This is a genomic window from Rhizobium sp. 01N424 (genome assembly GCF_056399485.1).
In genome coordinates, this window is the sequence record NZ_JBFTRK010000001.1 from 664,094 (window position 1) to 691,059 (window position 26,966).

Genomic DNA, 26,966 nt, shown 5'->3' on the forward strand with positions numbered 1-26,966 from the left:
CTGAAAATGGCCGGATTTTTGCGTCAGGGGGACGGACGTCCGGTTGGGCGATAATTGCACCGGCATGGCTGGAAGGGTTTTCATGTTAGCGACGCGTTGGTTCCGTGTAGGCGCTTGCCTGACGGTTGTTATGGCGGCAGGCTCGATGGCCACCAGCTGCACGAGCCCGACCTACGGTACCGGCACGAGCGCAATGGCCCAGCTTGGCGACGATATCGGCCAGTCCGTGTCGCTCGCGCCGCAGGAGCCCAAGAACAAGGGCGTCAGGTACCAGCCGCGTCCGACGCTTGTTCTCCCGGCCGACGCTTCCAAGGAAACGCTGGTCGAGCCGCAGCAGACGGTTGCCAGCAAGGACAATCCGGAATGGGTCGAGTCTCCCGAAGAGACCCGCGCCCGTCTCGTCCAGGAAGCTGACGACAACGAAGACAAGTCCCGTTATGTTTCGCCGCTCGCCAAGAACGGCATCGAAGGCGGCCGCAAGACGGCAGCCGAACAGGCTCAGGCATTCAGGGAAGCCCGCGCCGCGCAGAAGGGCGCCGGCGCTGTGACCGAACGCCGCTCAATCTCCGATCCGCCGACGGAGTACCGCCAGGCAGACGACCCGTCCAAGCTTGATGATCTCGGCGAGCCGGAGCTCAAGAAGCAGAAGCAGCGCAAGAAGGATGCCGCGGTTGCCGGTACCGGCAAACAGTGGTGGAACCTGCTGCAGTAAGCGCTTGCTTACATCTGCTGCACCGCTGCCCAGCGGCGCACGAGCAGAATATGGATGATCTGGCAGATCAGAAGAACTGAGCCGGTGATCGCGAAAATCGCGGTCATCCCGCTGGCCGCGAAGATCGCGCAGATCGCGATCGCGAGACCCGGCACGATGCTGAAAGCAGCCGCCCGCGGCGCTGACCAGTTGACCTCTCCCCGCAAGGACCATTGCATCGGTATGCCGGAAACGCCGGGCGCGACGCGCAGATAGGCGAAGGCGCCGATGGCGATCATCGCTGCAAGAATGGCGAGGTTCATGGCGTCTCCCTCTTTCCGGCAAAGAACGTCCTGAGGATATCCGCAGCTTCCGTCTCGTTCAAACCGGAATAGACCTCAGGCGCATGGTGGCAGGTCGGCTGCGCATAGAAACGCACGCCGCTCTCGACCGCGCCGCCCTTCGGATCCTCGGCGCCGTAATAGAGCCGGCGGATGCGGGCAAACGAGATCGCCGCCGCGCACATCGTGCAGGGTTCGAGCGAAACATAGAGATCAGCGCCCGTTAGCCGTTCCTGTCCCAGCGCTTCGCAGGCCATGCGGATCGCGGCGACTTCGGCATGGGCTGTCACGTCGTTGAGCTCGCGCGTGCGGTTTCCGGAACGCCCGACCACCGCGCCATCGAGCACCACGACGGCGCCGATCGGTACTTCGCCGCGTTTACCGGCCGCCCGCGCCTCTTCGAGCGCCATCTCCATAAACCGATTTGTCTTCACGATCCGGCAAATTCCCACTTAACCGCAGGGGCGCGACCTGATAGAGAAGCCCCAAAAGGCAGGCAAACAACAAATGACATTCAAAGACAAGCCAAAACGGCCGGGCGGCAAGCCCGCAGGGCGCGACACGCGACCGAAAACCGGTGACAAGCCGGCACGCAGCGCTGCGCCGAAAGCTGCAGCGGCCGAAACCGCAGGCGACGGCAAGGCGGAACGCATCTCCAAGGTCATGGCACGCGCAGGCGTTGCTTCGCGCCGCGATATCGAGCGCATGATCATGGATGGCCGCGTCACGCTGAACGGCAAGCCGCTCGAGACGCCGGTCGTCAACGTCACGCTGACAGACAAGATCGAAGTGGACGGTATCCCGATCCGTGGTATCGAGCGCACCCGTCTCTGGCTCTATCACAAGCCGGCCGGCCTGGTGACCACCAATGCCGATCCCGAGGGCCGCCCGACCGTCTTCGACAATCTGCCGGACGAACTGCCGCGCGTCATGTCGATCGGCCGTCTCGATATCAACACCGAAGGTCTGCTGCTGCTCACCAACGATGGCGGCCTTGCCCGTTCGCTGGAGCTGCCGACGACCGGCTGGCTGCGCCGTTACCGCGTGCGCGCCCATGGCGAGATCGATCAGGATGCGCTCGACAAGCTGAAGGAAGGTATCGCTGTCGATGGCGTGCTCTACGGCTCGATCGACGCGACGCTCGACCGCACCCAAGGGTCCAATGTCTGGATCACCATGGGCCTGCGCGAAGGCAAGAACCGCGAAATCAAGAACGTGATGGGTGCGCTTGGCCTCGACGTCAACCGCCTGATCCGTATCTCCTATGGTCCGTTCCAGCTGGGCGACCTGCCGGAAGGCCACGTCATCGAAGTGCGCGGTCGCACGCTGCGCGATCAGCTCGGCCCGCGTCTCATCGAGGACTCCAACGCCAATTTCGATGCGCCGCTCTACAACGCTCCGGCCGTTGCCGCAGCCGAGGAAGAAGAACAGGCCAAGCCGGAACGCCGCGAACAGCGCGCATGGAAGCCGGAAGAAAAGCGCGAGCGCCCGCGTGGCAGCCTCGACACCAAGCGCGATGACCGTCGCAACGATCGCCGCGATGACCGCAAGGATGATCGCCGGGACGGTGGCCGCGATGGCGGACGCAAGGATGACGACCGTCCGAAGCGCCCGGCGCTGGGCAGCCGCCGCAACGCCAATGTCTGGATGGCACCCGGCGCCCGTCCGCTCGGCGAAAAGGCAGCCGCAAAGGCCGAAAAGAATGCCCAGACCGCGCTGAAGCGCGGCGAGAAGCCTGGCCGCTCCAAGCCGCAGCCGGTGAGCTACGACGAAGGTCCGCGTGTCCAGATCAACCGTGCCCGCGATGAAGAGGGCGAATGGATCCGTTCCAGCGAAGTCAGCAATGACGACGGCGGCCGCAAGCGCTCCGGCGATCGTCCGGGTGGCGATCGCGGCGGCCGCGGCGACCGGCCTTTCGGTGACCGCCCCCGCGGCGAAGGTCGCGGTGAACGCTCCGGCGGTGATCGCACCGCCCGCGGTGACCGCCCGTTCGGCGACAAGCCGCGTGGCGAGCGCAAGCCCCGCGAAGATGGCGATCGTCCGCGTTCTTACGGCGACCGTCCGGCCCGCAGTGACAGACCCTATGGTGACCGCCCCGCCCGCAGCGAACGCCCGTCCGGCGATCGCCTGGCCCGTGGTGACCGTCCCTTCGGCGACAAGCCGCGCCGTCCGCGCGAAGAGGGTGACGAGCGTCCCCGGTCCTATGGCGACCGGCCGCGCGCTGCTCGCAGCGCTCCGGGCGAAGGCCGCTCCGAACGTCCGCGTGGCGAACGCTCCTTTGGCGACAAGCCGCAGGGCGACCGTCCGCAGGGTGACAAGCCGCGCGGCAAGAGCTTCGGCGCCAAGCCCGGCGGTGCCAAGAATTTCTCCGGCAAGCCGAGAGGCGACCGGCCCGATGGCGGAGGCAAGCCTTCGGGCGGGCCGTCGCGTGGTGGACCAAAAGGAAAGGGAATGACGCGCGGTGCGGATCGTCGGCGGTGAGTTTCGCGGACGGTCGCTCGCCGTACCCAAATCCAACGACATCCGGCCGACTGCCGACCGGACGCGTGAGAGCCTTTTCAATATTCTGAGCCATGCCTATCCGGAATGCGTCGATGGCACCCGGATACTCGATCTCTTTGCCGGGACCGGCGCGGTTGGCCTCGAAGCCGTCTCGCGCGGCTGCCGTCATGCGCTGTTCGTCGAAAACAGCGTCGAGGGCAGGGGGCTTCTCTGGGAAAACATCGATGCGCTCGGCCTGCATGGCCGCACGCGCATCCTGCGGCGTGACGCCACGGATCTCGGTTCGGTCGGCAATCTCGAGCCCTTCAACATGCTTTTCGCCGATCCGCCCTACGGCAAGGGTCTGGGCGAGAAGGCCATGGCTGCGGCTGTCAAGGGTGGCTGGCTGGTGCCGGGCGCGATCGCCGTGCTCGAAGAGCGCTCGGATGTTGCCGTTTCGGTCGATCCTTCCTATCTGTTCCTCGAAGACAGGATCTTTGGCGACACCAAGGTCCATTTCTTCCGCTATCAGCCGGTCTAGGCGGGGCGAAGCCACCGGGAGCGTTCAGTGCAGCAGGCAGGTATTGTGAATAGCGTCATACCTGCCACCGGCGGCACTATGCCCACCGTTGCGGTCGCCTTCGGCGGCGGCGGCGCCCGCGGCCTGGCGCATATCCATGTCATCGAAGCCTTGGACGAACTCGGCATCCGCCCGGTGGCGATATCGGGCTCGTCGATCGGCGCCATCATGGGCGCCGGTATGGCCGCCGGCATGAGCGGCGAGGCAATCCGCGAACACGCGCTGATGACCGTCGGCAACAAGACCGCCGTCGTCAGCCGCATCTGGGGCATGCGTCCCCAAACGGTGCGCGACGCCGTCGCCAAGGGTATCCGCATCGGCCAGTTCAATCTGGAGCGGATCCTGAAGGCCTTTCTGCCTGCCGACCTGCCGGATCGCTTTGCCGATCTTCTCGTGCCGATGCAGGTCATCACCACCGATTATTACGGCCAGAACGAAGTGATCATCACGGAAGGCCAGCTCTTTCCCGCACTTGCCGCGTCCTCGTCTATTCCCGCCGTCTTCATGCCGGTGCGCATGAACGACCGCGTCATGATCGATGGCGGCATCAGCAATCCCGTGCCCTACGAATGCCTGATGGATATCGCGGATATCGTCATCGGCATCGATGTCGTCGGCGCGCCTGAAGGCGACGGCACCCATATCCCGAACCGCATGGAAAGCATCTTCGGCTCCGGTCAGCTGATGATGCAGACGGCGATCACGCTGAAGCTGAAGATCCAGCCGCCGCATATCTTCCTGCGCCCGGCGGTCGGCCGCACCGGCGTCATGGACTTTCTGAAGGCGCGCGACGTGCTCGCCATGTCCGCAGGCGTCAAGGACGACCTGAAACGCGAGCTGGACCGCCAGTTCGAAGCGCGCCTTAAGGCCTAGGCGTCCGCTGTCACATCCGCCGGACCCGCCAGCGGATCGGCATCCATCTCCATCGAGCGCTTCGGCTTGACCAGCGGCTCCGGCCGGACCGGATGCGAAAACAGCATGTCGCGTCCGGCTTGCAGCCCTTCGGAAACCTGCAACACCAGCCGCTCCTCGTCGCGGCGGCGGATATCCTCGCCGATCTCATAGGCCTCGGCCTCGCCGACACCCAGCGCCTGCAGCGTCCGGCGGCCGAAGAGCAGACCTGACTCCAGCGTCTCGCGCAGTTCGTAATCGACATTCAGATTGCGCAGCGCGATCGAGTGGATACGGTCATAGGAGCGCACGAAGAGCTTGGCATGCGGATAGTCGGCCTGCACCAGCTCCACTACTTTGTCGGTGATTTCGCGCTTCTGCGTACAGACGACGACGATCTTCGCCTTGTCGATGCCGGCCGAGCGCAGCACATCCTTGCGGGTGCCGTCGCCGAAGTAGATGCGGAAGCCGAAGGATGAGGCCTGGCGGATGCGGTCGGCGGAAAAGTCGATGACGGTGACGTCGCGGCCGCCGGCAAGCAGGATCTGCGCGGCGATCTGGCCGAAACGCGAGAAGCCGACCATCAGCACGTCGGCATTTGCGCCTGCAAAATCCTCGTCCAGCTCCTCATGTTCGTCGCCGGTGAGCAGCCGCCTCGAAAGCGCCGAACCGATCGGCGTCAGCGCCATCGTCAGCGTCACGATGGCGACCAGCAGGGATGCGGTGCTGGATGGCATCAGCCCCGCGGTCGCCGCAGCGGTAAAGAGCACGAAGCCGAACTCGCCGCCCTGCGGCAGCAGGAAGGCGATGCGGATCGCGTCGTTATGCGGAGAGCCGGAAGCCCGGCAAAGCGCATAGATGACCGCCGCCTTTACCGCCATGATGATCGGCACGGCAGCGACGATGAACAGCGCATTGTCGACCAGCACCTGCAGCTCCAGCGACAGGCCGACGGCGATGAAGAAGATAGCGAGCAGCACGCCGCGGAATGGCTCGATATCCGCTTCAAGCTCATGCCTGTAGGAGGATTCCGCCAGCATGATGCCGGAGAGAAACGCGCCCATCGCCATCGACAGGCCGGCAAACTGCATCAGCGTCGCCGATCCCATGACCACGAACAGCGCCGCCGCAATCATCGCCTCGCGGGCGCCGGTGCGGGCGATCACCTGGAACAGCGGCGTCAGCAGATAGCGCCCCATGACGATCATCGCCACGACTGCACCGATCGCAATCGCGAAGTCGAGGAACGGCTGATCGCCGCCCTCGCTGCCGCCGCCAAGGACCGTGATCAGCGCCAGCAGCGGCACGATCGCCAGATCCTGCAGCAGCAGCACCGAGAACGAACGCTGGCCGTATTTCGTGTTCACCTCGCCGGTGCCTTCGAGGATCTGCATGGCAAAGGCGGTGGAAGAGAGCGCAAGTCCGAAGCCTGCAACGATGCTGCCGCGCCATTCCAGTACGCCGGAAAGATAGGCAAGCGCCGTCAAGGCCAGCCCGGTCAGCACCACCTGCGCGGTGCCGAGCCCGAAGATATCGCGGCGCATCTGCCAGAGGCGCGACGGTTTCAGTTCCAGGCCGATGATGAACAGCAGGAAGACGACGCCGAGTTCGGCAACGCCGAGGATCTGCTCGCCATCGGTAATCCCATGGAAGACAGGCCCGATGACGACGCCCGCGGCCAGATAGCCGAGCACGGTGCCAAGCCCCAGCTTCTTGAAAATCGGCGCAGCGACAACCGCGCCGCCAAGCAGCAGGATCGTCTCGGAAAAGAAGGCATTGGGGGCGGACATGCGTCGGAGTTTCTTTCAATGGCAGGAGGCGCGCAAGCGGCGGGAAAAAGAATCGCAGGCCACGGCCTTGATGCTTTCCGAACTGCACAATAAATGGAAGCCGAAGGAAAGGCCAAATCATGTCCTCAGAAATTGATTCCTCGACACTTCTTTCCCGTGCCAGCCAGCTGATCGATCTTGCCAGGAAAGCCGGTGCCGATGCCGCCGATGCGGTGGTCGTCCGTTCCCGCTCGCAATCCGTCAGCGTTCGTCTCGGCAAGGTCGAAGGCACGGAGTCGTCGGAAAGCGACGATTTCTCGCTCCGCGTCTTCGTCGGCAAGAAGGTTGCCAGCGTTTCGGCCAATCCGGGTTTCGACCTCACGGCGCTTGCCGAGCGGGCCGTCGCCATGGCCAAGGTCTCGCCGGAAGATCCCTTCGCCTGCCTGGCCGACGAAGCCAATCTCGCCAAATCCTATCCCGATCTCGAGCTTCTCGACCGCACGGAAGTGACGTCCGAGATGCTGCGCGAGGCCGCGCTCGCAACGGAAGCCGCAGCTCTTGAAGTCAAGGGTATCACGAATTCCTCCGGCGGCGGCGCTTCCGGCGGCATGGGCGGTCTCGTCCTCGTCACCTCGCACGGCTTTGAAGGCAGCTATATGGGCTCGCGCTTCGGCCGCTCGGTCAGCGTCATCGCCGGCGAAGGCACCGGCATGGAGCGCGATTACGATTACGACAGCCGGATCTACTACGGCGAGCTCGACGATCCCGCCGATATCGGCCGGCGCGCCGGCGAGCGCACCGTCAAGCGTCTCAATCCGCGCCAGGTGCCAACAGGCAAGGATGTCACCGTCGTCTTCGACCCGCGCATCGCCCGCGGCTTCATCGGCCATATCGCCGGTGCCATCAACGGTGCCTCGGTGGCGCGCAAGACCAGCTTCCTGCGTGACAAGATGGGCCAGCAGGTTCTGAAATCCGGGCTGTCGATCACCGACGATCCCTTGATCGTCCGCGGTCCGTCCTCGCGCCCGTTCGATGGCGAAGGCGTTTCCGGCGAAAAGCTTGTGATGATCGAGGACGGCGTGCTGAAGCACTGGTTCCTCTCCACATCGACCGGCCGCGAAATCGGCATGGAAACCAACGGCCGCGGCGTGCGCGGCGGCAATTCGGTGACACCGGCTTCCACCAACCTGGCGCTGAACCCCGGCGACGTCTCGCCCGAAGAGCTGATCCGCAGCGTCGGCAACGGCTTCTACGTGACCGAGCTGATCGGCCAGGGCGTGAACATGATCACCGGCGAATACAGCCGCGGCGCCACCGGTTTCTGGATCGAGAACGGCGAACTCACCTTCGCGGTCTCCGAGGTCACCATCGCATCGAACCTCAAGGAGATGTTCATGCGGGTGACCCCTGCAAACGACATCGACTACAAATACGGCGTCGCCGCCCCGACGCTCGCCATCGAGGGCATGACGCTCGCCGGGCGCTGAAGATTGGATTGACGAATGAGTGACGACAGAAGCGCCCGCTGGCAGAGCGATCTCGCATTGATCGCCGATGCCGCCCAGCAGGCGGGCCGCGTCGCGCTCAGCTATTTCAACCAGTCACCCGAGGTCTGGTGGAAGAACGAAGGCCGCTCGCCGGTCAGTGCCGCCGATTTCGCCGCCAACGAAACGCTCGAGAAGATCCTGCGCGCCGCCCGCCCCGCCTATGGCTGGATGTCCGAAGAGACCGAGGACAGCGCGGCTCGCCTTGCCAGCGACACTGTCTTCATCATCGACCCGATCGATGGCACAAGGGCTTTCCTTGCCGGCCAGAACCTCTGGTGCGTCAGCGTCGCTGTCGTCCACCGCGGCCGCCCGGTGGCGGGTGTGCTCTATGCGCCGGCGCTTGAAGAGCTCTTCGAAGCTGTCGAAGGCGGCACGGCACTGAAGAACGGCGAACCGATCGCGGTTTCGGCAAGCGGCCCGGGAATGGTCAGCCGGTTTGCGATTGCCGAGGACGTGCTGAAATCCTTCCCCGCTCCGTTTCGTGAGGGCATCGAGCGTGTCAAGCACGTTCCCTCGCTTGCCTATCGCATCGCCATGGTGGCCGATGGCCGCCTCGAAGGGACGTTCGTCAAGCCGAACTCCCATGACTGGGATCTCGCAGCTGCGGATCTGATCCTCGATCGGGCAGGCGGCCAGCTGACCGGTCTCGACGGCAAGCCCGTCATTTATAACCGCGCTGCCGTCAGCCACGGTGCGCTCTGCGGCGCTGCGGCACCCCGTCTGGCCGAGTTTCTGGAGGGGCTGGCTTCGATACGAAGCAGTTGACGTTTCCGTCAAAATCCCGCAGATGAAGGCGCGGAGGAGACCAGAAAAGAAAGAGAAGAAAATGACGGAATCCGGTGGCAAGAAGCAGCTGCTGCACCTCGTATTTGGCGGCGAACTGGAAAGTCTCGATGACGTTCAGTTCCGCGATCTGAAGGATCTCGACATCGTCGGTATTTTTCCCGATTACGCATCCGCACTGACGGCGTGGAAGGGCAAGGCACAGTCGACTGTGGACAACGCACATATGCGTTACTTCATCGTCCACATGCACCGCCTGCTCGATCCGCAAGACAAGACCGGCAGCAACTGATTTTATAGGCTTTTCAGCAGGGTAGCCGCCTTCGTGGCGGCGCCGTCTCCTGCCGGGGCGTTACGCCCCACCCCGTCGAATGACGCATTCTGAACAAATTAATCGGCCATTGCCGCCGCAACAATAATTGGGGAATGGGTTTGATGTCGATCATTGTCGATCGGAGACGTTTTAGATGAGTTCGCCAGGAGCGCGGTTCGCGCTGGGCGTCTACAGGACCGCAGGCATCGTGGCGACGCCGCTGGTCGGCGCCTATCTCGCCTATCGCACCGCCAAGGGCAAGGAAGAGCGCGCCCGCCGCACGGAACGTTTCGGCTATGCGAGCGCCAACCGGCCGCAGGGTCCGCTGGTCTGGTTCCATGCCGCCAGCGTCGGCGAAACCAATGCCGTCATTCCGCTGATCCGCGAAATCCGCCGCCGTGATATCCACGTCATCCTGACCACAGGCACGATCACCTCGGCCAAGGTCGCCGCCGACCGGCTCGGCAGCGAGGCGATCCATCAATATGTGCCGCTCGACCTGAAGCCGGCCGTCAGCCGCTTCCTCGAGTATTGGCAGCCCGATTGCGCCATCATCGCCGAGTCCGAAATCTGGCCGGCGACGATGATGGAGCTCGGCCGCCGCCGCATTCCGCAGATCCTCGTCAATGCCCGCATGTCGGACCGCTCCTTTGCCCGCTGGCAGCGCCGCCCGTCGATCGCCGAGGCGCTGTTCGAGAACCTGGCGCTCGTCATCGCCCAGTCCGATCTGGATTCCGAGCGCTTCCGCGATCTCGGCGCCCGTCATGTCATGACCTCCGGCAACCTGAAGGTCGATACCGACGCGCCGCCCTATGACGCCGCCATCTTCGCCCGCTACAAGCAGCAGATCGGCGACCGCAAGACCTGGGCCGCGATCTCGACCTTCGATGGCGAGGAGAATGCCGCCGCCGTCGTCCACCGGACGCTGAAGGAGCGCAACAACCAGCTGACGATCATCGTACCACGCCATCCGGAACGCTCCGACGAGATCGAGCAGATGCTGGTCGCTCAAGGCCTCAAGGTCGCAAGGCGTACCCGTGAGGATATCATCTCGCCTGATGTCGACGTCTTCCTCGGCGATACGATCGGCGAAATGGGCCTCTATCTGCGCCTGACCGAAGTGGTCTTCGTCGGCCGGTCGCTCTATGCCGAAGGCGGCCAGAATCCGCTGGAACCGGCCATGCTCGGCTGTGCGGTTCTCTCGGGCAGCAACGTCCAGAATTTCCGCGAGGCCTATCAGAAGCTCGCCCGCCGCGGCAGCGCCCGCATGGTGCGCGACACCGAGATGCTGGCCAAGGGCGTGCATTATCTGCTCATCAACGACGACGCACGCCGCAATATGATCGAGGCCGGCATCGCAGCCGTGCAAGAAATGCGCGGAGCACTGACAGCGACGGTGAAGGCGCTCGAGCCCTACATCAATCCGCTGACGGTGAAGGCAAGGCTGCTGCCGAAATCGGCGCAAGGCTGAGGGTTACAATGGCACTCGAGGGTATCAGGGGCATTCTTTTCGACAAGGACGGCACGCTCCTCGATTACGACGAGAGCTGGCTCCCTGTTAACCGCGAGCTCGCCCGCATCGCATCAGAAGACGATGCCGAACTTGCCGATCATCTGCTGCGCGAAACCGGCATGGACCCGATCAGCGGCCACATCGTTCCCGATAGCCTGCTCGCTGCCGGCAACACCCGCCAGATCGCCGAGGGCCTCGTTGCCGCCGGTTCGAAGGTCGAGGTCAGCGAGCTCACCATCAAGCTCGATACGCTGTTTTCCAACGCTGCCGAATTCTCCGTTCCGGTCACCGATCTCGCCGGTTTCTTCGCCCGCCTGCATGCCCGCGGCTTCAAGCTCGGTATCGCCTCCAGCGACAACGAACGCTCGATCCGCCAGACCGCCCAGCGCTTCGGCTTTGCCCAATATGTCGATTATATCGCCGGCTACGATAGCGGCTTCGGTAGCAAGCCGGAAGCCGGAATGGTGCTCGGCTTCTGCAAGGCGACAGGTCTCGATCCGTCCCAGGTCGCCGTCGTCGGCGACAACAATCACGACCTGCATATGGGCCACAACGCCAATGCCGGCCTCAAGGTCGCGGTGCTCACCGGCACCGGCTCGCGTGAATCGCTGTCCGCCGCATCCGACTACTGCCTCAACGACATCACCGAGCTCGAGCCGCTGCTGCCGGGGCTTCAACCGGCGTAGTCTAGGCAAAGGCTTGCTTTTTCTTCTGTTTTGCCCTTTCTTTGCCGCCAGTCGAAGGGGATAGCCGGTTGCCGTGGGTGCCGGAAGCACAGGGCAGGCACATCATGGTATCCGAAGCGCCGCCATTCTGGTGGACGAAAGCCGACTGGCGGGCCTGGACGCTGTCGCCCCTGTCGCTGATTTACGGTGGGGTCGCCGGCTATCGCATGAAACATGCGCGCCGCGCCTCCGTGCCCATTCCCGTCATCTGCATCGGCAATTTCACCGTCGGCGGCGCCGGCAAGACACCGACGGCGCTGGCCATCGCCCGCGCCGCCAAGGCCAAGGGCCTGAAACCCGGCTTTCTCAGCCGCGGCTATGGCGGTTCGCTCGATGTCACCACCGTCGTCGATGCCGCCCATCACCGGGCGATGGCCGTCGGCGACGAACCGCTGCTGCTCGCCCGCGAGGCGCTCACCGTCATTTCCCGGCGCCGCGTCGAAGGGGCTCAACGCCTCGTCAAGGAAGGCGCCGACCTGATCATCATGGACGATGGTTTCCAAAGCGCGCGGCTGGCGCTGGATTATGCGCTGCTGGTCATCGACGCGACGCGCGGTCTCGGTAACGGCCACACCGTTCCCGGCGGCCCGGTCCGCGCGCCGGTCCCGGTGCAGATGCGCCATGCCACCGCGCTCCTCAAGGTCGGCAACGGCAATGCCGCCGATGCGATCGTCCGCATGGCCGCCCGTGCCGGAAAGCCCTATTTCACCGCAGCACTAAAAACCGTCGGCACAAACGAGCTTGCAGGCCGCCGCGTTCTCGCCTTTGCCGGTATCGCCGATCCCGGAAAATTCTTCCGCACCGTCGAGACGCTCGGCGCCGAGATCGCTGTCGCCAAATCCTTCGGCGACCACGAACATCTGAGCGACGACGAGATCGGCAACCTGATCGAAATCGCCGCTCGCGAAGATCTGCAGATCGTTACGACGTCGAAGGATTTCGTCCGCCTCGCAGGTCATCATGGCCGGGCGCAGGAGCTGGCGGAAAAATCGAAAGTGATCGAAGTCGAGATGGCCTTCGAGGACCCGCAGGCACCGGGTCTCATCATCGACAGAGCCATCGAGGCCTGCCGCGCCCGCCGTTTGCGGGAAGCAAAGCAGAGCTAGCGTTCAGCGCCTCTGGTTGGGCAGAACGCCGGCGCGCTTGTCGGCTTCGAAGGAGGAGATCACGTCGGCATAAGGCTCCTGGCGCGCGACGCTCCAGTAGCGCAGCTCGTCGAGCGGGATGTGCTTGCCGGTCATGGCGCAGACGACGTAGGAGCCCGGCGACAGGATCTGGAAATCGGCGTCGAGATAGCGGATTTTCGCCTCGCGGTTTCCGTGACCTTCAAACAAGTTCATCCTGCTCCGTTCCTTGCGGCTCTGATCGTCCTGCCATAACGCGCAGGACGGCCGATTGCCAGTGTTTTCAACCTGGGCCGTCAGCTTCGTCCGAACAGCCGTTCGATGTCGGAAAGTTTCAGCTCGATATAGGTCGGCCGGCCGTGATTGCATTGGCCCGAACCCGGCGTCACTTCCATCTGCCTCAGCAGCGCATTCATCTCCTCCGGCCGCATGCGCCGGCCGGAGCGCACCGAGCCGTGGCAGGCCATGGTGGCGGCGACATACTCGAGCTTCTGCGACAGGCCTGAGGCCGTGTCCCATTCGGCGATCTCGTCGGCAAGCTGCCGGATCAGGCCGTTGGCATCCACTTCGCCGAGCATTGCGGGCGTCTCGCGCACGGCAATGGCGCCAGGTCCGAAGCGCTCGATCGCCAAGCCGAGTTCGCCGAGCCCTTCGGCATGCACCATCAGCCGGTCGCAATCCTCTTCCGGCAGGTCGATGATTTCAGGGATCAAGAGCACCTGCGACGGCAACCGTTTCGAATGCAGCGCCTTGCGCATCGCCTCGAACACCAGCCGCTCATGGGCGGCATGCTGATCGACGATGACCAGACCATCCTCGGTCTGGGCGACGATATAGTTCTCGTGGATCTGCGCCCGGGCAGCGCCCAGCGGGAAGCGCTGCGGCGCTTCCTCGCGCGGCGTTGCCGCCGGCTGCTGCCAGCTTTGCGGCTGCGGCTCGGAACGCGCCGTCGGCGTCACCAGCCCGTCGAAGGAGGCCTGCGGCCGTTCGGCAAAGCCTGTATTGGCAGCCTGATAAGGACGGGAAGGAGAGGTCTCCGTCGACCAGGGTGCCTGCGGCTGTGGCCGCTGATAGGCATTCGGCTGGAAGCCGGGACGGAAGGAGCGCAGCATGCCGTCGGCACCGGTCGTCGCGGCCCGGCTGCCGTCGCGGGCAAGCGCCTCGCGCACTGCGCCGATGATCAGGCCGCGGATCAGTCCGGGATCGCGGAAGCGCACATCGGATTTCGCCGGATGCACGTTGACATCGACAAGCGCCGGATCGAGCGTGAAGGACAGCACGGCCACCGGATAGCGGCCGGACGGGATGGTCTCGGCATAGGCGCCGCGGATCGCCGACAGGATCAGCTTGTCCTGCACCGGCCGACCGTTGACGAAGGCATATTGGTGGCCGGAATTGCCGCGGTTGAAGGTGGGCACACCTGCAAAGCCCGTCAGGCTCACATCCTCGCGCTCGGCGTCAATCTCGATGGCGTTGTCGCGGAAATCCTTGCCGAGGATCTGCGCCATGCGCGCCAGATGGTCGTCACCGGTGGCAGGCAGTTCCAGCGTGCTGCGGTCGGTGCCCGAGAGAACGAAACGCACGCCCGGAAAGGCGATCGCCATCCGCTTGACGACTTCGGTGATCGCCGCTGCTTCGGCCTTTTCGGTCTTCAGGAATTTCAGCCGCGCCGGTGTTGCGAAGAACAGGTCGCGGACCTCGACGATCGTCCCGGGGTTCGAGGCGGAAGGCCTCAGATGCAGGAACTTGCCGCCGGAAACCGCGATCTCGCTGCCGCCGGCGCTGTCCTTGCGGCGGCTGGAGATACTGAGTTTGGCGACCGAGCCGATCGAGGGCAGGGCTTCGCCGCGGAAACCGAGCGTGCGGATATCGTCGAGCGTATCCGAAATCTTCGACGTGCAATGCCGTTTGACCGCAAGTTCGAGATCGGCGGCATCCATGCCGGAGCCATTGTCGCTGACGCGAAGCAGGCCCTTGCCGCCGCCTGAGGTTGCGATTTCGATGCGGGTTGCGCCGGCGTCGAGCGCGTTTTCGATCAATTCTTTGGCCGCACTCGCCGGGCGTTCGATGACTTCGCCGGCGGCGATCTGGTTGATGAGCGTTTCGGAGAGCTGTCTGATGGCCATGCGCCATTTTCGTGGATTCGGCCGCCCGATGGAAGGGCAAAAAGCGCTCGTCCAGAGCCGCGCTTCCGACCCCCATATTTGGGGTGGCTTAATGTTAAGCCGCCGTTAGGAGAAAGCTGGCATTTTAATCGCATACCACCAAATAGCGCTATTAAATCGGATAGATGTGGGATTTTAGGGCATGAGTGCCGGCTTCGAAAAGACGGACGCATCATCCGTGAGCGACGAATTGCCGGTCGAACCCGATCTCCAGGCATCACTTTTCGATGCCGTCTCCGATGGCCTTTCTGCCGCACTCATCGTCTATGACAAGAACGATCAGATGATTTTCGCGAGCCGCCAGGTTCTCGACTTCTTCCCGATCGCGCCTTCGATGCTGAAAGCCGGTACCCGGCTGCGCGATTTTCTCGGCGCGGTCTTCGACACAGGCGTGCGCCAGCAATATTCCGCCAAACAACCGGGCGGTGTGCTCGGGCGCGAGGACTGGCTGTCGCAGAAGATTGCCTCGCATTGGCGCGAACGTTTCGAAATCATCGAGCGCCATGGTCCCGATCGCTGGATCCGGCTGATCAAGCGCCGGCTGCCGAGCGGTTACTGCGTCTCGATGATCTCCAACATTTCCGAGGAGCGGAAGCGTGAGGAACAGTGGCGCGCCGATCTGGAGCGCGTGCAGCTGACTGAGGACATCCTCGACAATCTGCCGTTCCCGCTGTTCGTCAAGGACCGCAATCTCAATTACGTCGCCGTCAACGTCGCCTTCTGCGAGAAATTCCAGACGACACCCGACGAGGTGCTGGGGCGCAAGAGCGGCGACCTTTTCTCCGCCGAGATCGCCAGCCGCTTCGAGGAAAGCGACCGCCATGTGCTGGAGACCGGCGAGATGTCGATCTCCCGCCAGCGCCAGGTTTCGCGCGACGGTTCGGAACGCGATATCGTCAGCCGCAAGCACCGCATCGGCAAGCCCGGCCGTTACTTCCTGGTTTCGACCATGCAGGATCTGCCGCGCGATGGCGCCGATCTTGACGAGTTCGACCGCGCCACTTCGGTCACCACCTCCAGCCACCAGTCCTACCGCCGGGCCTATGTGCCGCTGAACGGCGAGGCGACGCGGCGCGAGCCGGCCGCCATGGAAGCGATCGTTCCGGAGAATTTTTCCGGCCGCAAGATCCTCGTCGTCACCGGCGATCTCGCCGCCGAGACCGCAGCACTGCGCACTCTTGCCAAATACGGCTTCGAAGCCTGCGCCATCCGCGGCGAGGATGAGGAGGAGCATTTCCTGGAGATCGCTGCGTCTGCCGGAATCGATCTCGATCTGATCATCATCGACAACCAGATGGGCATGCGCTGCCTGGAGCTCGCAAATCAGCACGGCATTCCGGCGCTGATCATGGACGGCTTCCAGCTTGCCAACGAGCTTACCTTCCAGGTTGCCCGTCATTTCAACCGCAACAATCGCGCGGTCAGCGAGCCCGAAGCCGACTGGGAAATCTCCACTTCCGCAGATGGCGACGGCCTGCAGGTTCTGGTCGCGGAAGACAACGACATCAACCAGATCGTCTTCTCGCAAATCCTCGAAGGCCTTGGCTACCGCTACATGATCGCCTCCAGCGGCGACGAGGCTGTCAGGCTCTGGACAGAGCATAAGCCGCAAATCGTGCTGATGGACATTTCGCTGCCCGGCCTTAACGGTTTCGAGGCGGCGCGTATGATCCGCGGTATCGAAGAGGGCGGCATGGACAAGACCCCGATCATCGGCGTCCTGACCCAGGCCTTCGAGCGCGACCGCGCCGAATGCGCCAAGGCCGGCATGGACGATGTCATCATGAAGCCGGTCAGCCCGGATATACTGGAGACGATCTTCCAGAAACACTTGCAGCCCGAGCAGGTACGGGCTCTCGGCTGAACGAAAAGCTTGGTCAACTCCCTAGATTTTGGGGCGTCTGCAACCCGAAACATCGCCTTTCCACTATCGGTTTATTAAGACTTGGCCGCCATTCTCCCCGGAGGGAGTGAATTTCTCAGGTCAAATGATGAAGCCGGCGGACTTACCCTTTTTGCCCGTGAGCCAGAACGAGCTCCAGGCCATGGCTTACACCGATCCGTTGACCGGACTTGGTAATCGCCACCGCATGCGCGATCGGGTGACGCAGATCTCCGCCGAGCGCGCCAGCGATCCTGCGCCCTTCACCATCGGCATCGCCAATCTCGATTCCTTCAAGCCGATCAACGATCTGTTCGGTTCGGCCGCGGGCGACGAAATCCTGTGCCAAGTGGCTCACCGCCTGAAAGCCTGCATTCCTGACGGCGCACTTGTGACGCGCCATGATGGCGACGAGTTCGCCTTCGTGCTGCCGCTGATTTTCGAACGCGCCAGTGCCGAAAAATTCGGCCAGATGATCCGCGAAGTGCTGTCGGCACCCTACGATCTCGGCGACCGCAACGTCCGTCTCTCCGCCTCCTTTGGCTTCGCCATCTATCCCTTCGCAGGCGAGGAATTTGACGAGCTGCTGAAGAGTGCCGAAACAGCGCTCTACCGCTCCAAGCGCCGCGGCCGTAGCCAGATCACCGTCTATTCGCGCGAGATCGCGCAGGAGATGAAGCGCGCAACGCAGCTGGAACAGGCGCTCAGAAACGCCATCATCTCCGATGCGATCGATGTGCATTTCCAGCCGATCGTATCGCTTGCCAACAATCAGGTCGTCGGCTTCGAAGCGCTTGCCCGCTGGAACGATCCGGATCTCGGTTTCGTCTCGCCGGGTGTCTTCGTGCCACTCGCAGAAGAGCGCGGCTTTATCGATGCGCTCTCTGAAACGTTGCTTCGGAAGGCTGCAGAGGCAGCGCTTTCCTGGCCGCGCGAGCTTTTCCTGTCGTTCAATCTGTCGTCGGCGCAGCTGATGGACCCGGGCACCAGCGCCAATGTGCTGTCGATCCTTGGCCGCGTCGGTTTCGATCCGCATCGCCTGGAGCTCGAGATCACCGAGACTGCGGTCATGAGCTCGGCCGATACTGCCCACCGCATCATCTCCGACCTGCGTCAGGCAGGCGTTCGCGTCTCGCTCGACGATTTCGGTACCGGCCAGTCAAGCCTCGGACGCCTTCGCGACTTCATCTTCGACAAAGTGAAGATCGACCGCGCCTTCGTCTCGCGCATCAACAACGACCGCGCCTCCGAGCATATCATCAAGGCGATCCTGACCATGTGCGAGGGCCTTGACCTCGAGGTCGTCGCCGAAGGCATCGAAGACTATTCGGAAGCCGTCAAGCTCCGTGCCCTCGGCTGCGGCATGGGGCAGGGCTATCATTTCGGCAAACCGGCCGACAGCATCGCGACGCTGCGCTACCTGCACGAAAACTACGATTCCGCCGGCGCCGAACGCGTTTCCGCCTGATCCCTCATAAAAATAGCGGCGCCCCTGAGGACGCCGCCATCTACGCTATATTCACCGCGCGGTGTTACTTGGCCGTGGTCGAGCCGGTTGCCGTGCTATCCGTCGGCATTGCACCCGTTGCGGCCGGAGCCTTCTCGGCTGCCTGCATCTGCAGCGTCTTGAACTCCGGCGCAGCCTTCAGGCTATCGGCCGTTTCCGTGGTCGTCAGCTTGACGCTGCCGTCCTGGGTGTTCTGGGCAACCGTGATCTTGTCCATCGGCACGGCGACGTTCTTCTGGCCGATGCCAAGGAAGCCGCCGACCCCGACCACCGCAGCAACGAGGCCGCCATCCTTCTTCATGATCAGGTCGGTGACGTTACCGATGCTTTCGTTCTGACCGGTGTAGACCGACTGGCCGATATAGGTGTTGGCGCTGATCTGGTCTGCACCCTGTTCGGTCAGATAGGTGCCGCCAGCAGCCTGTGCCGTGTCAGTCGATGCAGCCGGAGCGGGCGCCTGTGCGGCATCTCCAGCCGGTGCCGTCACTTCGGGCATCTTCGGTGCGGTGGCATCCGCCGGGGCGGACTGGGTCGCATCGGGGGCCGCAGGCTGCGGAGCCGTCTGCGAGAAAGCTACCGGTGCGAAAGCCGTGGCAAACAGGGCGCCAGCGGCAACGGTCGTCAGGAGTTTGCGTGTCATTTCGTACCTACCTTTTTTATTCCCTAGTGTGATCTCTAGCGCGGCGACACCTCGTTTTCTGGCGTCCATGCCGTGCCGGTTCGAAGGGGAAAATGGGTGGGCAGGTTATTGGTTCCGCTGAAAAACTTGGAAAAACTCGCGATTTTTCGGGAACTTTTATCGCAAAGGCTGCAGATTTCCTGTCGCGGAACGAGAAAAGGGGCACTCGGCAAGGAATGCCCCTCTCATCAATTCTGACCCGTTTCAGACCACGAAGGCCGGGTCGAAGACGCCCCTGACGGTGACGCCGAGTTCGAGAAGCGCCCCGGCCTGCGGCTGCGAGGAGCGGGCCGTCTCGTCGAGACCTTCCCACGCCGTCGTTACCGCCAGGCGGTCGGCATCCTTGCCGATGAAGGCCGGGCAGGAGGGCTGGGCGGCGGGCACCTTGTACCGGGCGATGCGAAGACCATCCGGGCTGTAGCGATCGACAACGCCGGCACCCCAGCGGGCGTTCCAGATATAGCCGTCGGCATCGCAGACCGAGCCGTCGATACCGCCCGGATCCTCCATGCTGTCGACCATCACGATCGGCTCGCCTGCGGGCAGGCCGGTCTGGGGATCGACCATCACCCGCATCAGGCGGCTGATCCTCGTGTCGGTGTAATAGCCGATCGTGCCATCGGGCGAGAAGCAGATGGAGTTCGGAATGCTGATGCCGCTGAAGATCTTGGTGACGACGCCGCCCTTGGCGACGTGGTAGATCGAGCCCGCCTGGTTTTCCGCCCGCTTGCTCATCGTGCCGATCCACAGCGCGCCGGACTGATGTGTGCGGCCGTCGTTGGAGCGGTTTTCCGGCTGGTCGTTTTCGAGCGCCGCGTAGAAGGTCAGCTTGCCATCGGCGACATCGCGGACGAATAGGCCCTCTTCGGTCGCCAGCAGCTGCCGCTTGTCGTCGATACGGGCAAGCACGCTTGCCATGAACGGCAGCTCGTGAACCTTCTTCTTGCCGGTTGCAAGCGTCAGCTCATGCAGTTCCTTGCCGAGAATGTTGAACCACCACACGGTATCGGTGGACGGATCATAGGTCGGGCCTTCACCGAGTACGGAATTGGTGTCGCAAAGTGTTTTGCCTTCAAATTCATGAATAGCGGTCATAATGCCTATGCTCCTACGGCTGCGTCATAGGCTAAAATGGTCGCCTTGGCGCGCTCGGCAACCTCTGCAACGGTCATTCCCGGCTTGTAGATGCTGGTGCCGAGACCGAAGGCCTTGATCCCCGCATTGGTGTATTCGGCAAAATTCTTGTCCGAGACGCCGCCGACAGCCGCAATGACGAGTTCCGGCGGCAGGATGGCGCGGATCGCCGTGATGCCGGACGGGCCGAGCACGCTTGCCGGGAAGAACTTGAGACCGGTGGCGCCGGCGCGCGCTGCCGAAAGCGCTTCCGTCGGCGTGAAGACGCCGGGCATCGAAACCATGCCGTAGCCATGGGCGCGGATGATCACGTCAGGCTCGACATTCGGCGTCACCAGCAGCTTGCCGCCGGCATTGTGCATGTTGTCGACCGCTTCGACGGTCAGCACCGTGCCGCCGCCGATCAGCACGTCTGATGGCGCCATCTTGGCGGCGATCTCGATCGACTTGAAGGGTTCCGGCGAGTTCAGCGGGATCTCGATGGCTGTCAGGCCGTTTTCGATCAGCGCGCCAACGACGCCCGCCGTCTCCTCGGGCTTGATGCCGCGCAGGATGGCGATGAGAGGACGCTTCATGGAGGGGAAAGGAACACGGTTCATGGCTTTAACTTTCTTATTTTGGCCAGATGGCGGCAGCAGCGGCGGAGAGGCCGCGAAGCACCGCCGTATGGGCATCTATCGTCGTGAATTTAAGAGACAGGGATTTGAAGGCGGTTTCGTAAAGCGTCTGAAGGCGGCCGGAGGCGACGAGCGCGATCGGCGTATCGTTGGCGGCATCCGACAGCGCTCCGGCAATCTCCAGGCCGATCAGCGTGCCGGAGATCTTCGCCTGCGCGCCGGCAGCCGTCAGCCCATGCAGCAGCTGGCCGGAGCGGGCGGTAAACAGCAGGTTGGTCGCCATCGCCGGCTGGTGGAACGCAGCCGTCACCGAGGCCTTGAAGGCCGAGTTGTCTGATGGAGACTGGTCGGCGCCGGCAACGGCATGCGACAGGATCGTGTGTTTGGTGATCGCGTCGAAGAGTTCGCCGGTCATGAAGGTCGAGAAGCCGACGACTTCGCCATCCTGCACGTGCACCCATTTGGAATGCGTGCCGGGCATGCAGACCGCTTGCGCGCCGGTGCTCTCCGCGCCGAGCGCTCCCAGCAGCTGGGTTTCCTCACCGCGGATCACGTCAGGCGAGGCCTTGTCGCGCTGCGCGAGGCCCGGAAGAATGCGGATATCGCGGCTCTGGCCGGGAACGGAGACCGCACCCGTCAGGATCGAGGAAAGCGTTGCCGGAACGTCGGTATAACCGGCCTCGACCCAGCCCTGCTTGGCCCCGACCATGCCGCAGGCGATGACAGGGAGATCGGCCGGTGCCGAGACCTTGTCGAGATGCGCGGCCAGCACTTCGGCAAAGCCGGTCTTTGCCGCCACCGTCATGCCCTCGCTGCCACGGCTTTCGCCGAGCACGCTGCCATCGTCTGCGATCAGCCAGAGCCGGAAACTGCTCGTGCCCCAGTCAACCGCGACGTAAGCGGGATTTGCCATCAGAAAATGCCTCCATCGACAATCATGGACTGCGCGGTCACTGCGGCCGCGCAATCGGATGCTAGAAATAATGTGGGACCGACGATCGCATCGGCGTTCAGCACCCTTTTCAGGCACTGCCGCTCGACGGTCTTGACGATCCCGTCTTCGGTGAGCCAGAGCTTCATCTGCCGCTCGGTGACGATCATGCCGGGCAGGATGCAGTTGACGCGGATATTGTCAGGCCCAAGCTTGCCCGCCAGGCTCTTGGTCAACCCGATGACGGCGGCCTTGGCCGTGGAATAGGCCGGAAAGTCCGGCATATTCAAAAGGAAGGCGATTGACGACATGTTGATGATCGCCCCGCCGCCGGCTTCCCGCATCGACGGCGCCACGGCCTGCGCGGTGAAGAACACATGGCGCAGATTGGTCGCCTGGTTGTTGTCCCAGTATTCGGGGGTCACGGTATCGAAATCATGCCGGTCGTCGCGAGCGGCATTGTTGACGAGAACAGTGATCGGACCGGACTGAGCGACAACCGCATCGACTGTCTGCCTGACAGCCTCTATATCGCGCAGATCTCCCTTGAAGAAATGCACCGGGTGCTCGCTGTCACGGGACAGGCGCAAGGAAAGCGCGCGGCTCTCGTCCTCGGCGATGTCGATGAAGGAGACCTTGGCGCCCTGACGCGCGAAACCCTCGACGATGGCCGCGCCGATGCCCGATCCGCCGCCGGTCACCAGAACCGTCCGATCCCTGAATTCCGGAAACCGTGCCGATACACCCGTCACCGCATTCCTCCCGCAGTTCCATTATTTGGAACTTAATTTGACTATGTGGAATTATCGATTTACGTTGGCCTCTCTGTCAAGACCGCAGGCGGTCACAACGGTAGGCGATCGATGGTTCCGCGAAAAGGCACAGAAGGCGAAAACGACACCGGAACGCTCGGCAAACTCATGGTTCTGCTCGATCTGGTGACCCATGCCGAAAGGCCGCTGCGCTTCACGGACATATTGGCGCAGGCCGGCCAGCCGCGTGGCACGCTGCATCGCCAGCTCGGGCATCTGGTGGAGGAGGGGCTGCTGGAGCTCGATGCCGACGGCCGCTACTCGCCGGGACTGCGCCTGCTCGATCTTGCCGCCCGCAGCTGGGCGAAGAACGAATTCCGCCTGATCGCCGAGCCGCATCTGCGCGCCCTGCAGGCGATGAGCGGCGAGACCGTCCATCTCGGCGTTCTCCGCGGCACCTCGATCATCTATCTCGACAAGGTCGAGGGCCAGCAATCCGTCCGCATGTATTCGCAGATCGGCAATGCCTCGCCGGTCTATTGCACCGGCGTCGGAAAGGCGGCTCTGTCCGTCCTGCCGGAGGCATCAGTTGCCGCGCTTGCGGCCGCCATCCCGTTTCAGCGCTTCACCGAAAATACCCTGGCGTCAGCAGAAAGCCTGCTTGCCGAACTCGCCAGCATCCGCACGGAGGGCTGCGCTTTCGACCGGGAAGAACACGAGCAGGGTATCCGCTGCGTCGCCGCGCCGATCTGGACGCCCGATCGCAGCCTGGTCGGCGGCGTCTCGATCACCGGCCCCGCCTACCGGCTGACGATGGAGCGGCTGACGGAATGGGCAGAGCCCGTGCGCGAGGCAGCCGGAAGCATCATGGAAGGCATGCGCGTCAGGCTTGGTCCACGCCGGTAACGCGGGCGTGATGGTTTCATTGGGTGGACGCAAAAGAAGAGCATGCTTATGATGAGGACCATATTGAGATTTGCCGGCGAATCACACCAACTGCGATAGTTCGTCAAATAGTTACAAGTTTCGACCGGCCGCGCATTTTAAGGCCGGGAACCATATTTTTCTTTTTAGGTTTAGCAATTTAGCAGCGCAGTTGATCTGAACCGCAAGCTCGGGAAGATGAAGAATAGATGGCTTTGTCACAAGCGTCCGATCAGACGGACGGGTATGTCCAGGAGATAGCGGGTCTGAAGACCCAGTTCGATATCTTCCGCTTCATGAAGCGGGTAACGGACGCCTTCGGCAGCCGTGCCTTCATGGTTCTCAACCTGCCGCCGATCACGTCCTTCGAACTGCAGAGCACCACCGTCATCACCAGCTGGCCGGCAGAACTCCTGTCGCTCTACGATCAGGAAGGGCTGATGATGAACAGCCCAGTGCTGCGCCGGTTACGCACCTCGTCCATACCGTTCTTCCACGACACGTCAAAAGGCTGGGTGCGCGACGACGGCAAGTCGGCGATGGTCGCCGGGCTGTTCGAGCGTTTCCGGATGGTGCGTTGCGCCTATTTCCCGACGCATGAGCCCTCGGGTCTGCGCGGCGCGGTTTCCTTCGCGGGCGATCGCGAACCCTATACGCCGGAGGAGATGCGCAATCTCTCCTATATCGCCATCCATGTCTTCGACCGGCTGGCTGAGATCCGCAATCTCGACAACCGCCTGACCGATACGCTGACCGACCGGGAGGTCGACTGCCTCAATTGGACGGCTGCCGGCAAGACCAGCGCCGAAATCGCCGATATCCTCGGCCTCTCCGAGCATACGGTGAACCACTATCTGAACCGCGCGACGAAGAAGCTCGATACCGTCAACCGCACGCAGGCGGTCGCCAAAGCGCTGCGCATCGGACTGATCAAATAGCCTGCCGAAAAAATCATCACCGAGCTTCAAAGATGGGCAGCGCAATCAGCCGCTGTCCTTTTCGCGGGCATCGCCCCAATCGGCCCGCCGCGCCCATTTGAAAGCGGCCCCATCTCTTTTCGATAATGTCTGTTCCGCTGCACGTCCGTCGTCCTGGCAGAGTTTCAGTCTGATGACGCTGCCGGAGCCCTGTGGCGGGGCAATCACCCGTGCGTCGGGCAGCGCGACGGGGAAGCGGCTGGCGGCGATGAAGATGTATTTCTCATCCTCCCACGGCACCTCCGCATCCTTCACCAGCCGGTGGATCTTCGAGCGCGAAACGCGCCGGGAGAAGTGGCACCAGTCCGGTGCGGCGATCGGACAGTCGAGGGCGTGCGTGCAGGGCGCAACGATATGTGCGCCCTTGGAAAGCAGAACGTCGCGAGCCGCCAGGATCCTGTCCCAACCGGCCGGCGTGCCGGGCTCGATGATAACCAGCGTGTCGCCGGTCAAGGCCCAGAGCTTGCCGATCGATGGAGCGATCTGGTGCGGCTCGATCTCGTCGAGAACATAGGCAAGCGTGACGAGATCGGCAGGCGGCAGTGAGGGCAACTCCTTGAGAAGATTGCCATCTACCCAGTTTGCCGGGAAATCGAGCCCCTCTGAAAGGCTCTGTCCCGTCTGCCGGATCGCGGCGCTGGCTTCCACCATCGTCGCCTCGCCGATCCCAGTCCAGCAATCGGCCGCGGCCCAGAGCGCCGAGCCCGGACCGGCGCCGACATCGATAAATCGCTGCGGCTCGAAATCAGGCCGCACCCCGGCGATCATCTCGAAGGCAGCGCGTATCGCCGCGTAGGTGGCGGGCAGCCGTGCCGCGAGGTAGGCATGGGCCGCCAGCTGGTCGCTGATATGAAAGCTGCCATCCCGCAGCTCCTGCCGATAGCGGCTGGAAAGGCGTGCCGAGGCACGCTTCAGCGCATCCAGCGGCTGACCCTCCAGCATCGCTTCCACCCGTTCACGCAAGATCTTCGGCAGTTCCATCGTCGTCGCCTATTCTGGTCACCCACGCCATACAGCCGGGCTCGCGCAATGCCAAGCGCAGCACTTGGCATGCACCTTGCTTGTTATTTGGCAGAGGTCCAGAGGGGACTTTGAAAAGAGCGCCAAGAATGGCGCCGTTTCGGCCAGCCGCCGCCCACGATTGTAGATGCGTTTCTATTGCATCCGGTCGCTGGCGGTGGTTGTTGCTTTTATGTGACGGCGCCTTCGCCATCGTGCCCACCCCCCAATTATTAGTGTGATTTTGTCTCTGGTCATTTTTGGCCATTGCGCTAGGTCGGTCTGATCGCGCCGGTTCTCGGGGAGACCGTTGCGGCCATCGAGGCGAAAGCCTGGCGGACCAGATGGCCGCAACGGAATTCGATCGCGCGTTTTCCGTTCCTCATTGCCGATTTCGTTTGGCGAAGGCGCAGCCCTCCACTATCTACGTGTCTGCAAAGATACGCGTGAGGAATGCATGACTGAGGTCACCAAGGAACAGGTTCTTGAAACGCTGAAGACCGTGCGCGGTCCCGATCTCGAACACAATATTGTCGAGCTCGGCATGGTGTCCGACGTCTTCATTTCCGATGCCAAGGTCTATTTCTCCATCACCGTGCCTGCCGAACGGGCAAGGGAACTCGAGCCGCTGCGCCAGGCCGCCGAGCGCGTCATCAAGGAAATGCCGGGCGTCAAGGGCGCGCTGGTCACGCTGACCGCCGACAAGAAGGCCGCTTCGCAGTCCGCTCCCGCCGCCCGTCCCGCCGCATCCCATGCCGGCCACGATCACCACGGCCATTCCCATTCTCACGCCCCGCAGCCGCAGCAGCAGCGCAGCGGCAAGATCGGCGTGCCCGGCATCGGCGCGATCATCGCTGTCGCCTCCGGCAAGGGCGGCGTCGGCAAGTCGACCACCGCAGTCAATCTGGCGCTCGGTCTGCTCGCCAATGGCCTGAAAGTTGGCATCCTCGATGCCGATATCTACGGACCGTCGATGCCGCGCCTGTTGAAGATTTCCGGCCGCCCGACGCAGATCGACGGCCGCATCATCAACCCGATGGAAAATTACGGCCTCAAGGTCATGTCGATGGGCTTCCTCGTCGATGAGGAGACCGCGATGATCTGGCGCGGCCCGATGGTCCAGTCGGCACTGATGCAGATGCTGCGTGAAGTCGCATGGGGCGAACTCGACGTTCTCGTCGTCGATATGCCGCCCGGCACCGGCGACGCGCAGCTGACCATGGCCCAGCAGGTGCCGCTCGCCGGCGCCGTCATCGTCTCGACGCCGCAGGATCTGGCGCTGATCGATGCCCGCAAGGGTCTCAACATGTTCAAGAAGGTTGAAGTTCCGGTTCTCGGCATCGTCGAGAACATGAGCTATTTCATCGCTCCCGATACCGGCACCCGCTACGATATCTTCGGCCATGGCGGCGCCCGCAAGGAAGCCGAGCGCATCGGCGTACCGTTCCTCGGCGAAGTACCGCTGACGATCAACATCCGCGAAACGTCGGATGCCGGGACACCGCTGGTGGCTTCCGAGCCGAACGGCATCGTCGCCGGGATCTATAAGGACATCGCTGCTAAGGTCTGGGCAGAGGTCGGCGGACAGCCGCAGCGTCCGGCGCCTGCAATTGTCTTCGAGTAGCACAGACGCCGGATTCG

The 26,966-nt window shown here is 63.2% G+C and carries 26 protein-coding genes; 15 read left to right on the forward strand and 11 right to left on the reverse strand.

Annotated elements, in window-relative coordinates; genetic code table 11:
• Nucleotides 1–82: 82 nt before the first annotated feature.
• Entirely contained in the window at nt 83–712 is a 630-nt protein-coding gene (locus AC1DNK_RS03400) for a hypothetical protein (RefSeq protein ID WP_112390577.1), read from the forward strand.
• A gap of 8 nt (nt 713–720) precedes the next feature.
• Here AC1DNK_RS03400 and AC1DNK_RS03405 read toward each other — a convergent pair whose 3' ends face one another.
• Both AC1DNK_RS03405 and AC1DNK_RS03410 read right to left on the reverse strand, forming a co-directional pair.
• A complete protein-coding gene (locus tag AC1DNK_RS03405; RefSeq protein WP_477939292.1) occupies nt 721–1,014 on the reverse strand; it encodes a hypothetical protein in 294 nt (97 codons plus the stop codon).
• Nucleotides 1,011–1,448 (reverse strand): nucleoside deaminase, encoded by a 438-nt coding sequence (locus AC1DNK_RS03410; RefSeq protein ID WP_477939872.1) that lies wholly within the window; start codon nt 1,446–1,448, stop codon nt 1,011–1,013. Before AC1DNK_RS03410 ends, AC1DNK_RS03405 begins: the two co-directional genes overlap by 4 nt.
• A 91-nt stretch (nt 1,449–1,539) precedes the next feature.
• Here AC1DNK_RS03410 and AC1DNK_RS03415 point away from each other — a divergent pair, with 91 nt between their 5' ends.
• The 3 genes from AC1DNK_RS03415 to AC1DNK_RS03425 all read left to right on the forward strand — a co-directional run bounded on the left by AC1DNK_RS03415 (nt 1,540) and on the right by AC1DNK_RS03425 (nt 4,966).
• Nucleotides 1,540–3,513, forward strand: a complete 1,974-nt coding sequence (locus AC1DNK_RS03415; protein ID WP_477939293.1) for a pseudouridine synthase — start codon at nt 1,540–1,542, stop codon at nt 3,511–3,513.
• Complete coding sequence (gene rsmD / locus AC1DNK_RS03420) at nt 3,494–4,054, forward strand: 16S rRNA (guanine(966)-N(2))-methyltransferase RsmD (protein ID WP_477939294.1); 561 nt, start codon at nt 3,494–3,496, stop codon at nt 4,052–4,054. Before AC1DNK_RS03415 ends, rsmD begins: the two co-directional genes overlap by 20 nt.
• 78 nt (nt 4,055–4,132) lie before the next feature.
• Nucleotides 4,133–4,966, forward strand: coding sequence for a patatin-like phospholipase family protein (locus AC1DNK_RS03425; protein WP_477939295.1), 834 nt, complete (start codon nt 4,133–4,135; stop codon nt 4,964–4,966).
• On the opposite strand, the gene AC1DNK_RS03430 is transcribed toward AC1DNK_RS03425, so the two are convergent.
• Entirely contained in the window at nt 4,963–6,774 is a 1,812-nt protein-coding gene (locus tag AC1DNK_RS03430; RefSeq protein ID WP_477939297.1) for a monovalent cation:proton antiporter-2 (CPA2) family protein, read from the reverse strand. The genes AC1DNK_RS03425 and AC1DNK_RS03430 overlap by 4 nt on opposite strands.
• 119 nt (nt 6,775–6,893) lie before the next feature.
• On the opposite strand from AC1DNK_RS03430, the gene AC1DNK_RS03435 reads away from it, so the two are divergent.
• From AC1DNK_RS03435 to lpxK, 6 genes are all read left to right on the forward strand, one after another.
• Nucleotides 6,894–8,240: a TldD/PmbA family protein gene (locus AC1DNK_RS03435; RefSeq protein ID WP_477939298.1), complete on the forward strand. Its 1,347-nt coding sequence runs from the start codon at nt 6,894–6,896 to the stop codon at nt 8,238–8,240.
• Nucleotides 8,241–8,255: 15 nt separating this feature from the next.
• Nucleotides 8,256–9,065: a 3'(2'),5'-bisphosphate nucleotidase CysQ gene (locus tag AC1DNK_RS03440; protein WP_477939300.1), complete on the forward strand. Its 810-nt coding sequence runs from the start codon at nt 8,256–8,258 to the stop codon at nt 9,063–9,065.
• Between the two features lie 61 nt (nt 9,066–9,126).
• Nucleotides 9,127–9,375 carry a DUF4170 domain-containing protein gene (locus AC1DNK_RS03445; protein WP_112390568.1) on the forward strand — a complete coding sequence of 83 codons (249 nt, stop codon included), beginning with the start codon at nt 9,127–9,129 and terminating at the stop codon, nt 9,373–9,375.
• Between the two features lie 175 nt (nt 9,376–9,550).
• A complete protein-coding gene (gene waaA / locus AC1DNK_RS03450; RefSeq protein ID WP_112518433.1) occupies nt 9,551–10,867 on the forward strand; it encodes a lipid IV(A) 3-deoxy-D-manno-octulosonic acid transferase in 1,317 nt (438 codons plus the stop codon).
• Between the two features lie 8 nt (nt 10,868–10,875).
• Entirely contained in the window at nt 10,876–11,595 is a 720-nt protein-coding gene (locus AC1DNK_RS03455) for an HAD family hydrolase (RefSeq protein WP_477939302.1), read from the forward strand.
• 104 nt (nt 11,596–11,699) lie between these two features.
• Nucleotides 11,700–12,740: a tetraacyldisaccharide 4'-kinase gene (gene lpxK / locus AC1DNK_RS03460; RefSeq protein WP_477939303.1), complete on the forward strand. Its 1,041-nt coding sequence runs from the start codon at nt 11,700–11,702 to the stop codon at nt 12,738–12,740.
• Between the two features lie 3 nt (nt 12,741–12,743).
• Here the strand turns inward: lpxK and AC1DNK_RS03465 are convergent, their stop codons facing one another.
• Together AC1DNK_RS03465 and mutL are read right to left on the reverse strand one after the other, a co-directional pair.
• Nucleotides 12,744–12,974, reverse strand: a complete 231-nt coding sequence (locus tag AC1DNK_RS03465; protein ID WP_112390564.1) for a DUF2093 domain-containing protein — start codon at nt 12,972–12,974, stop codon at nt 12,744–12,746.
• Nucleotides 12,975–13,054: 80 nt separating this feature from the next.
• Complete coding sequence (mutL, locus tag AC1DNK_RS03470; protein WP_477939304.1) at nt 13,055–14,884, reverse strand: DNA mismatch repair endonuclease MutL; 1,830 nt, start codon at nt 14,882–14,884, stop codon at nt 13,055–13,057.
• Between the two features lie 181 nt (nt 14,885–15,065).
• On the opposite strand from mutL, the gene AC1DNK_RS03475 reads away from it, so the two are divergent.
• Both AC1DNK_RS03475 and AC1DNK_RS03480 read left to right on the forward strand, forming a co-directional pair.
• A complete protein-coding gene (locus AC1DNK_RS03475) occupies nt 15,066–16,787 on the forward strand; it encodes a response regulator (RefSeq protein ID WP_112390562.1) in 1,722 nt (573 codons plus the stop codon).
• Between the two features lie 124 nt (nt 16,788–16,911).
• On the forward strand, nt 16,912–18,273 hold the full coding sequence (locus AC1DNK_RS03480; protein ID WP_112390561.1) for a putative bifunctional diguanylate cyclase/phosphodiesterase: 1,362 nt from the start codon (nt 16,912–16,914) through the stop codon (nt 18,271–18,273).
• A 64-nt stretch (nt 18,274–18,337) separates the two neighbouring features.
• Here the strand turns inward: AC1DNK_RS03480 and AC1DNK_RS03485 are convergent, their stop codons facing one another.
• From AC1DNK_RS03485 to AC1DNK_RS03505, 5 genes are all read right to left on the reverse strand, one after another.
• Nucleotides 18,338–18,952: a PRC-barrel domain-containing protein gene (locus AC1DNK_RS03485; RefSeq protein ID WP_477939305.1), complete on the reverse strand. Its 615-nt coding sequence runs from the start codon at nt 18,950–18,952 to the stop codon at nt 18,338–18,340.
• 243 nt (nt 18,953–19,195) lie between these two features.
• A complete protein-coding gene (locus tag AC1DNK_RS03490) occupies nt 19,196–20,086 on the reverse strand; it encodes an SMP-30/gluconolactonase/LRE family protein (RefSeq protein WP_477939306.1) in 891 nt (296 codons plus the stop codon).
• A gap of 5 nt (nt 20,087–20,091) precedes the next feature.
• Entirely contained in the window at nt 20,092–20,724 is a 633-nt protein-coding gene (locus AC1DNK_RS03495; protein ID WP_477939308.1) for a 2-dehydro-3-deoxy-6-phosphogalactonate aldolase, read from the reverse strand.
• Between the two features lie 13 nt (nt 20,725–20,737).
• Entirely contained in the window at nt 20,738–21,655 is a 918-nt protein-coding gene (locus tag AC1DNK_RS03500) for a 2-dehydro-3-deoxygalactonokinase (RefSeq protein ID WP_477939310.1), read from the reverse strand.
• A complete protein-coding gene (locus AC1DNK_RS03505; RefSeq protein WP_477939311.1) occupies nt 21,655–22,425 on the reverse strand; it encodes an SDR family NAD(P)-dependent oxidoreductase in 771 nt (256 codons plus the stop codon). Before AC1DNK_RS03505 ends, AC1DNK_RS03500 begins: the two co-directional genes overlap by 1 nt.
• Before the next feature lie 111 nt (nt 22,426–22,536).
• On the opposite strand from AC1DNK_RS03505, the gene AC1DNK_RS03510 reads away from it, so the two are divergent.
• A complete protein-coding gene (locus tag AC1DNK_RS03510) occupies nt 22,537–23,331 on the forward strand; it encodes an IclR family transcriptional regulator (protein WP_477939313.1) in 795 nt (264 codons plus the stop codon).
• Between the two features lie 227 nt (nt 23,332–23,558).
• Nucleotides 23,559–24,287: a helix-turn-helix transcriptional regulator gene (locus tag AC1DNK_RS03515; protein ID WP_112390554.1), complete on the forward strand. Its 729-nt coding sequence runs from the start codon at nt 23,559–23,561 to the stop codon at nt 24,285–24,287.
• Between the two features lie 45 nt (nt 24,288–24,332).
• Here the strand turns inward: AC1DNK_RS03515 and AC1DNK_RS03520 are convergent, their stop codons facing one another.
• Nucleotides 24,333–25,307 (reverse strand): small ribosomal subunit Rsm22 family protein, encoded by a 975-nt coding sequence (locus AC1DNK_RS03520; RefSeq protein WP_477939315.1) that lies wholly within the window; start codon nt 25,305–25,307, stop codon nt 24,333–24,335.
• A 475-nt stretch (nt 25,308–25,782) separates the two neighbouring features.
• Between AC1DNK_RS03520 and apbC the strand changes: the two genes are divergently transcribed.
• Complete coding sequence (apbC, locus tag AC1DNK_RS03525) at nt 25,783–26,949, forward strand: iron-sulfur cluster carrier protein ApbC (protein ID WP_477939317.1); 1,167 nt, start codon at nt 25,783–25,785, stop codon at nt 26,947–26,949.
• The last annotated feature ends 17 nt before the right edge of the window (nt 26,950–26,966 follow it).

What these genes read in the sequence shown, in the direction of transcription:
- AC1DNK_RS03435 (WP_477939298.1), top strand. Translation starts at nt 6,894, where the DNA reads ATGTCCTCAGAAATTGATTCCTCGACACTTCTTTCCCGTGCCAGCCAG.
- AC1DNK_RS03425 (WP_477939295.1), top strand. Translation starts at nt 4,133, where the DNA reads ATGCCCACCGTTGCGGTCGCCTTCGGCGGCGGCGGCGCCCGCGGCCTG.
- AC1DNK_RS03430 (WP_477939297.1), bottom strand. Translation starts at nt 6,774, where the DNA reads ATGTCCGCCCCCAATGCCTTCTTTTCCGAGACGATCCTGCTGCTTGGC.
- AC1DNK_RS03440 (WP_477939300.1), top strand. Translation starts at nt 8,256, where the DNA reads ATGAGTGACGACAGAAGCGCCCGCTGGCAGAGCGATCTCGCATTGATC.
- AC1DNK_RS03400 (WP_112390577.1), top strand. Translation starts at nt 83, where the DNA reads ATGTTAGCGACGCGTTGGTTCCGTGTAGGCGCTTGCCTGACGGTTGTT.
- apbC (WP_477939317.1), top strand. Translation starts at nt 25,783, where the DNA reads ATGACTGAGGTCACCAAGGAACAGGTTCTTGAAACGCTGAAGACCGTG.
- AC1DNK_RS03475 (WP_112390562.1), top strand. Translation starts at nt 15,066, where the DNA reads ATGAGTGCCGGCTTCGAAAAGACGGACGCATCATCCGTGAGCGACGAA.
- AC1DNK_RS03515 (WP_112390554.1), top strand. Translation starts at nt 23,559, where the DNA reads ATGGCTTTGTCACAAGCGTCCGATCAGACGGACGGGTATGTCCAGGAG.
- AC1DNK_RS03480 (WP_112390561.1), top strand. Translation starts at nt 16,912, where the DNA reads ATGATGAAGCCGGCGGACTTACCCTTTTTGCCCGTGAGCCAGAACGAG.
- AC1DNK_RS03410 (WP_477939872.1), bottom strand. Translation starts at nt 1,448, where the DNA reads ATGGAGATGGCGCTCGAAGAGGCGCGGGCGGCCGGTAAACGCGGCGAA.
- mutL (WP_477939304.1), bottom strand. Translation starts at nt 14,884, where the DNA reads ATGGCCATCAGACAGCTCTCCGAAACGCTCATCAACCAGATCGCCGCC.
- AC1DNK_RS03415 (WP_477939293.1), top strand. Translation starts at nt 1,540, where the DNA reads ATGACATTCAAAGACAAGCCAAAACGGCCGGGCGGCAAGCCCGCAGGG.
- AC1DNK_RS03465 (WP_112390564.1), bottom strand. Translation starts at nt 12,974, where the DNA reads ATGAACTTGTTTGAAGGTCACGGAAACCGCGAGGCGAAAATCCGCTAT.
- lpxK (WP_477939303.1), top strand. Translation starts at nt 11,700, where the DNA reads ATGGTATCCGAAGCGCCGCCATTCTGGTGGACGAAAGCCGACTGGCGG.
- AC1DNK_RS03510 (WP_477939313.1), top strand. Translation starts at nt 22,537, where the DNA reads ATGGTTCCGCGAAAAGGCACAGAAGGCGAAAACGACACCGGAACGCTC.
- AC1DNK_RS03520 (WP_477939315.1), bottom strand. Translation starts at nt 25,307, where the DNA reads ATGGAACTGCCGAAGATCTTGCGTGAACGGGTGGAAGCGATGCTGGAG.
- AC1DNK_RS03500 (WP_477939310.1), bottom strand. Translation starts at nt 21,655, where the DNA reads ATGGCAAATCCCGCTTACGTCGCGGTTGACTGGGGCACGAGCAGTTTC.
- AC1DNK_RS03490 (WP_477939306.1), bottom strand. Translation starts at nt 20,086, where the DNA reads ATGACCGCTATTCATGAATTTGAAGGCAAAACACTTTGCGACACCAAT.
- waaA (WP_112518433.1), top strand. Translation starts at nt 9,551, where the DNA reads ATGAGTTCGCCAGGAGCGCGGTTCGCGCTGGGCGTCTACAGGACCGCA.
- AC1DNK_RS03445 (WP_112390568.1), top strand. Translation starts at nt 9,127, where the DNA reads ATGACGGAATCCGGTGGCAAGAAGCAGCTGCTGCACCTCGTATTTGGC.
- AC1DNK_RS03485 (WP_477939305.1), bottom strand. Translation starts at nt 18,952, where the DNA reads ATGACACGCAAACTCCTGACGACCGTTGCCGCTGGCGCCCTGTTTGCC.
- AC1DNK_RS03455 (WP_477939302.1), top strand. Translation starts at nt 10,876, where the DNA reads ATGGCACTCGAGGGTATCAGGGGCATTCTTTTCGACAAGGACGGCACG.
- AC1DNK_RS03405 (WP_477939292.1), bottom strand. Translation starts at nt 1,014, where the DNA reads ATGAACCTCGCCATTCTTGCAGCGATGATCGCCATCGGCGCCTTCGCC.
- AC1DNK_RS03495 (WP_477939308.1), bottom strand. Translation starts at nt 20,724, where the DNA reads ATGAACCGTGTTCCTTTCCCCTCCATGAAGCGTCCTCTCATCGCCATC.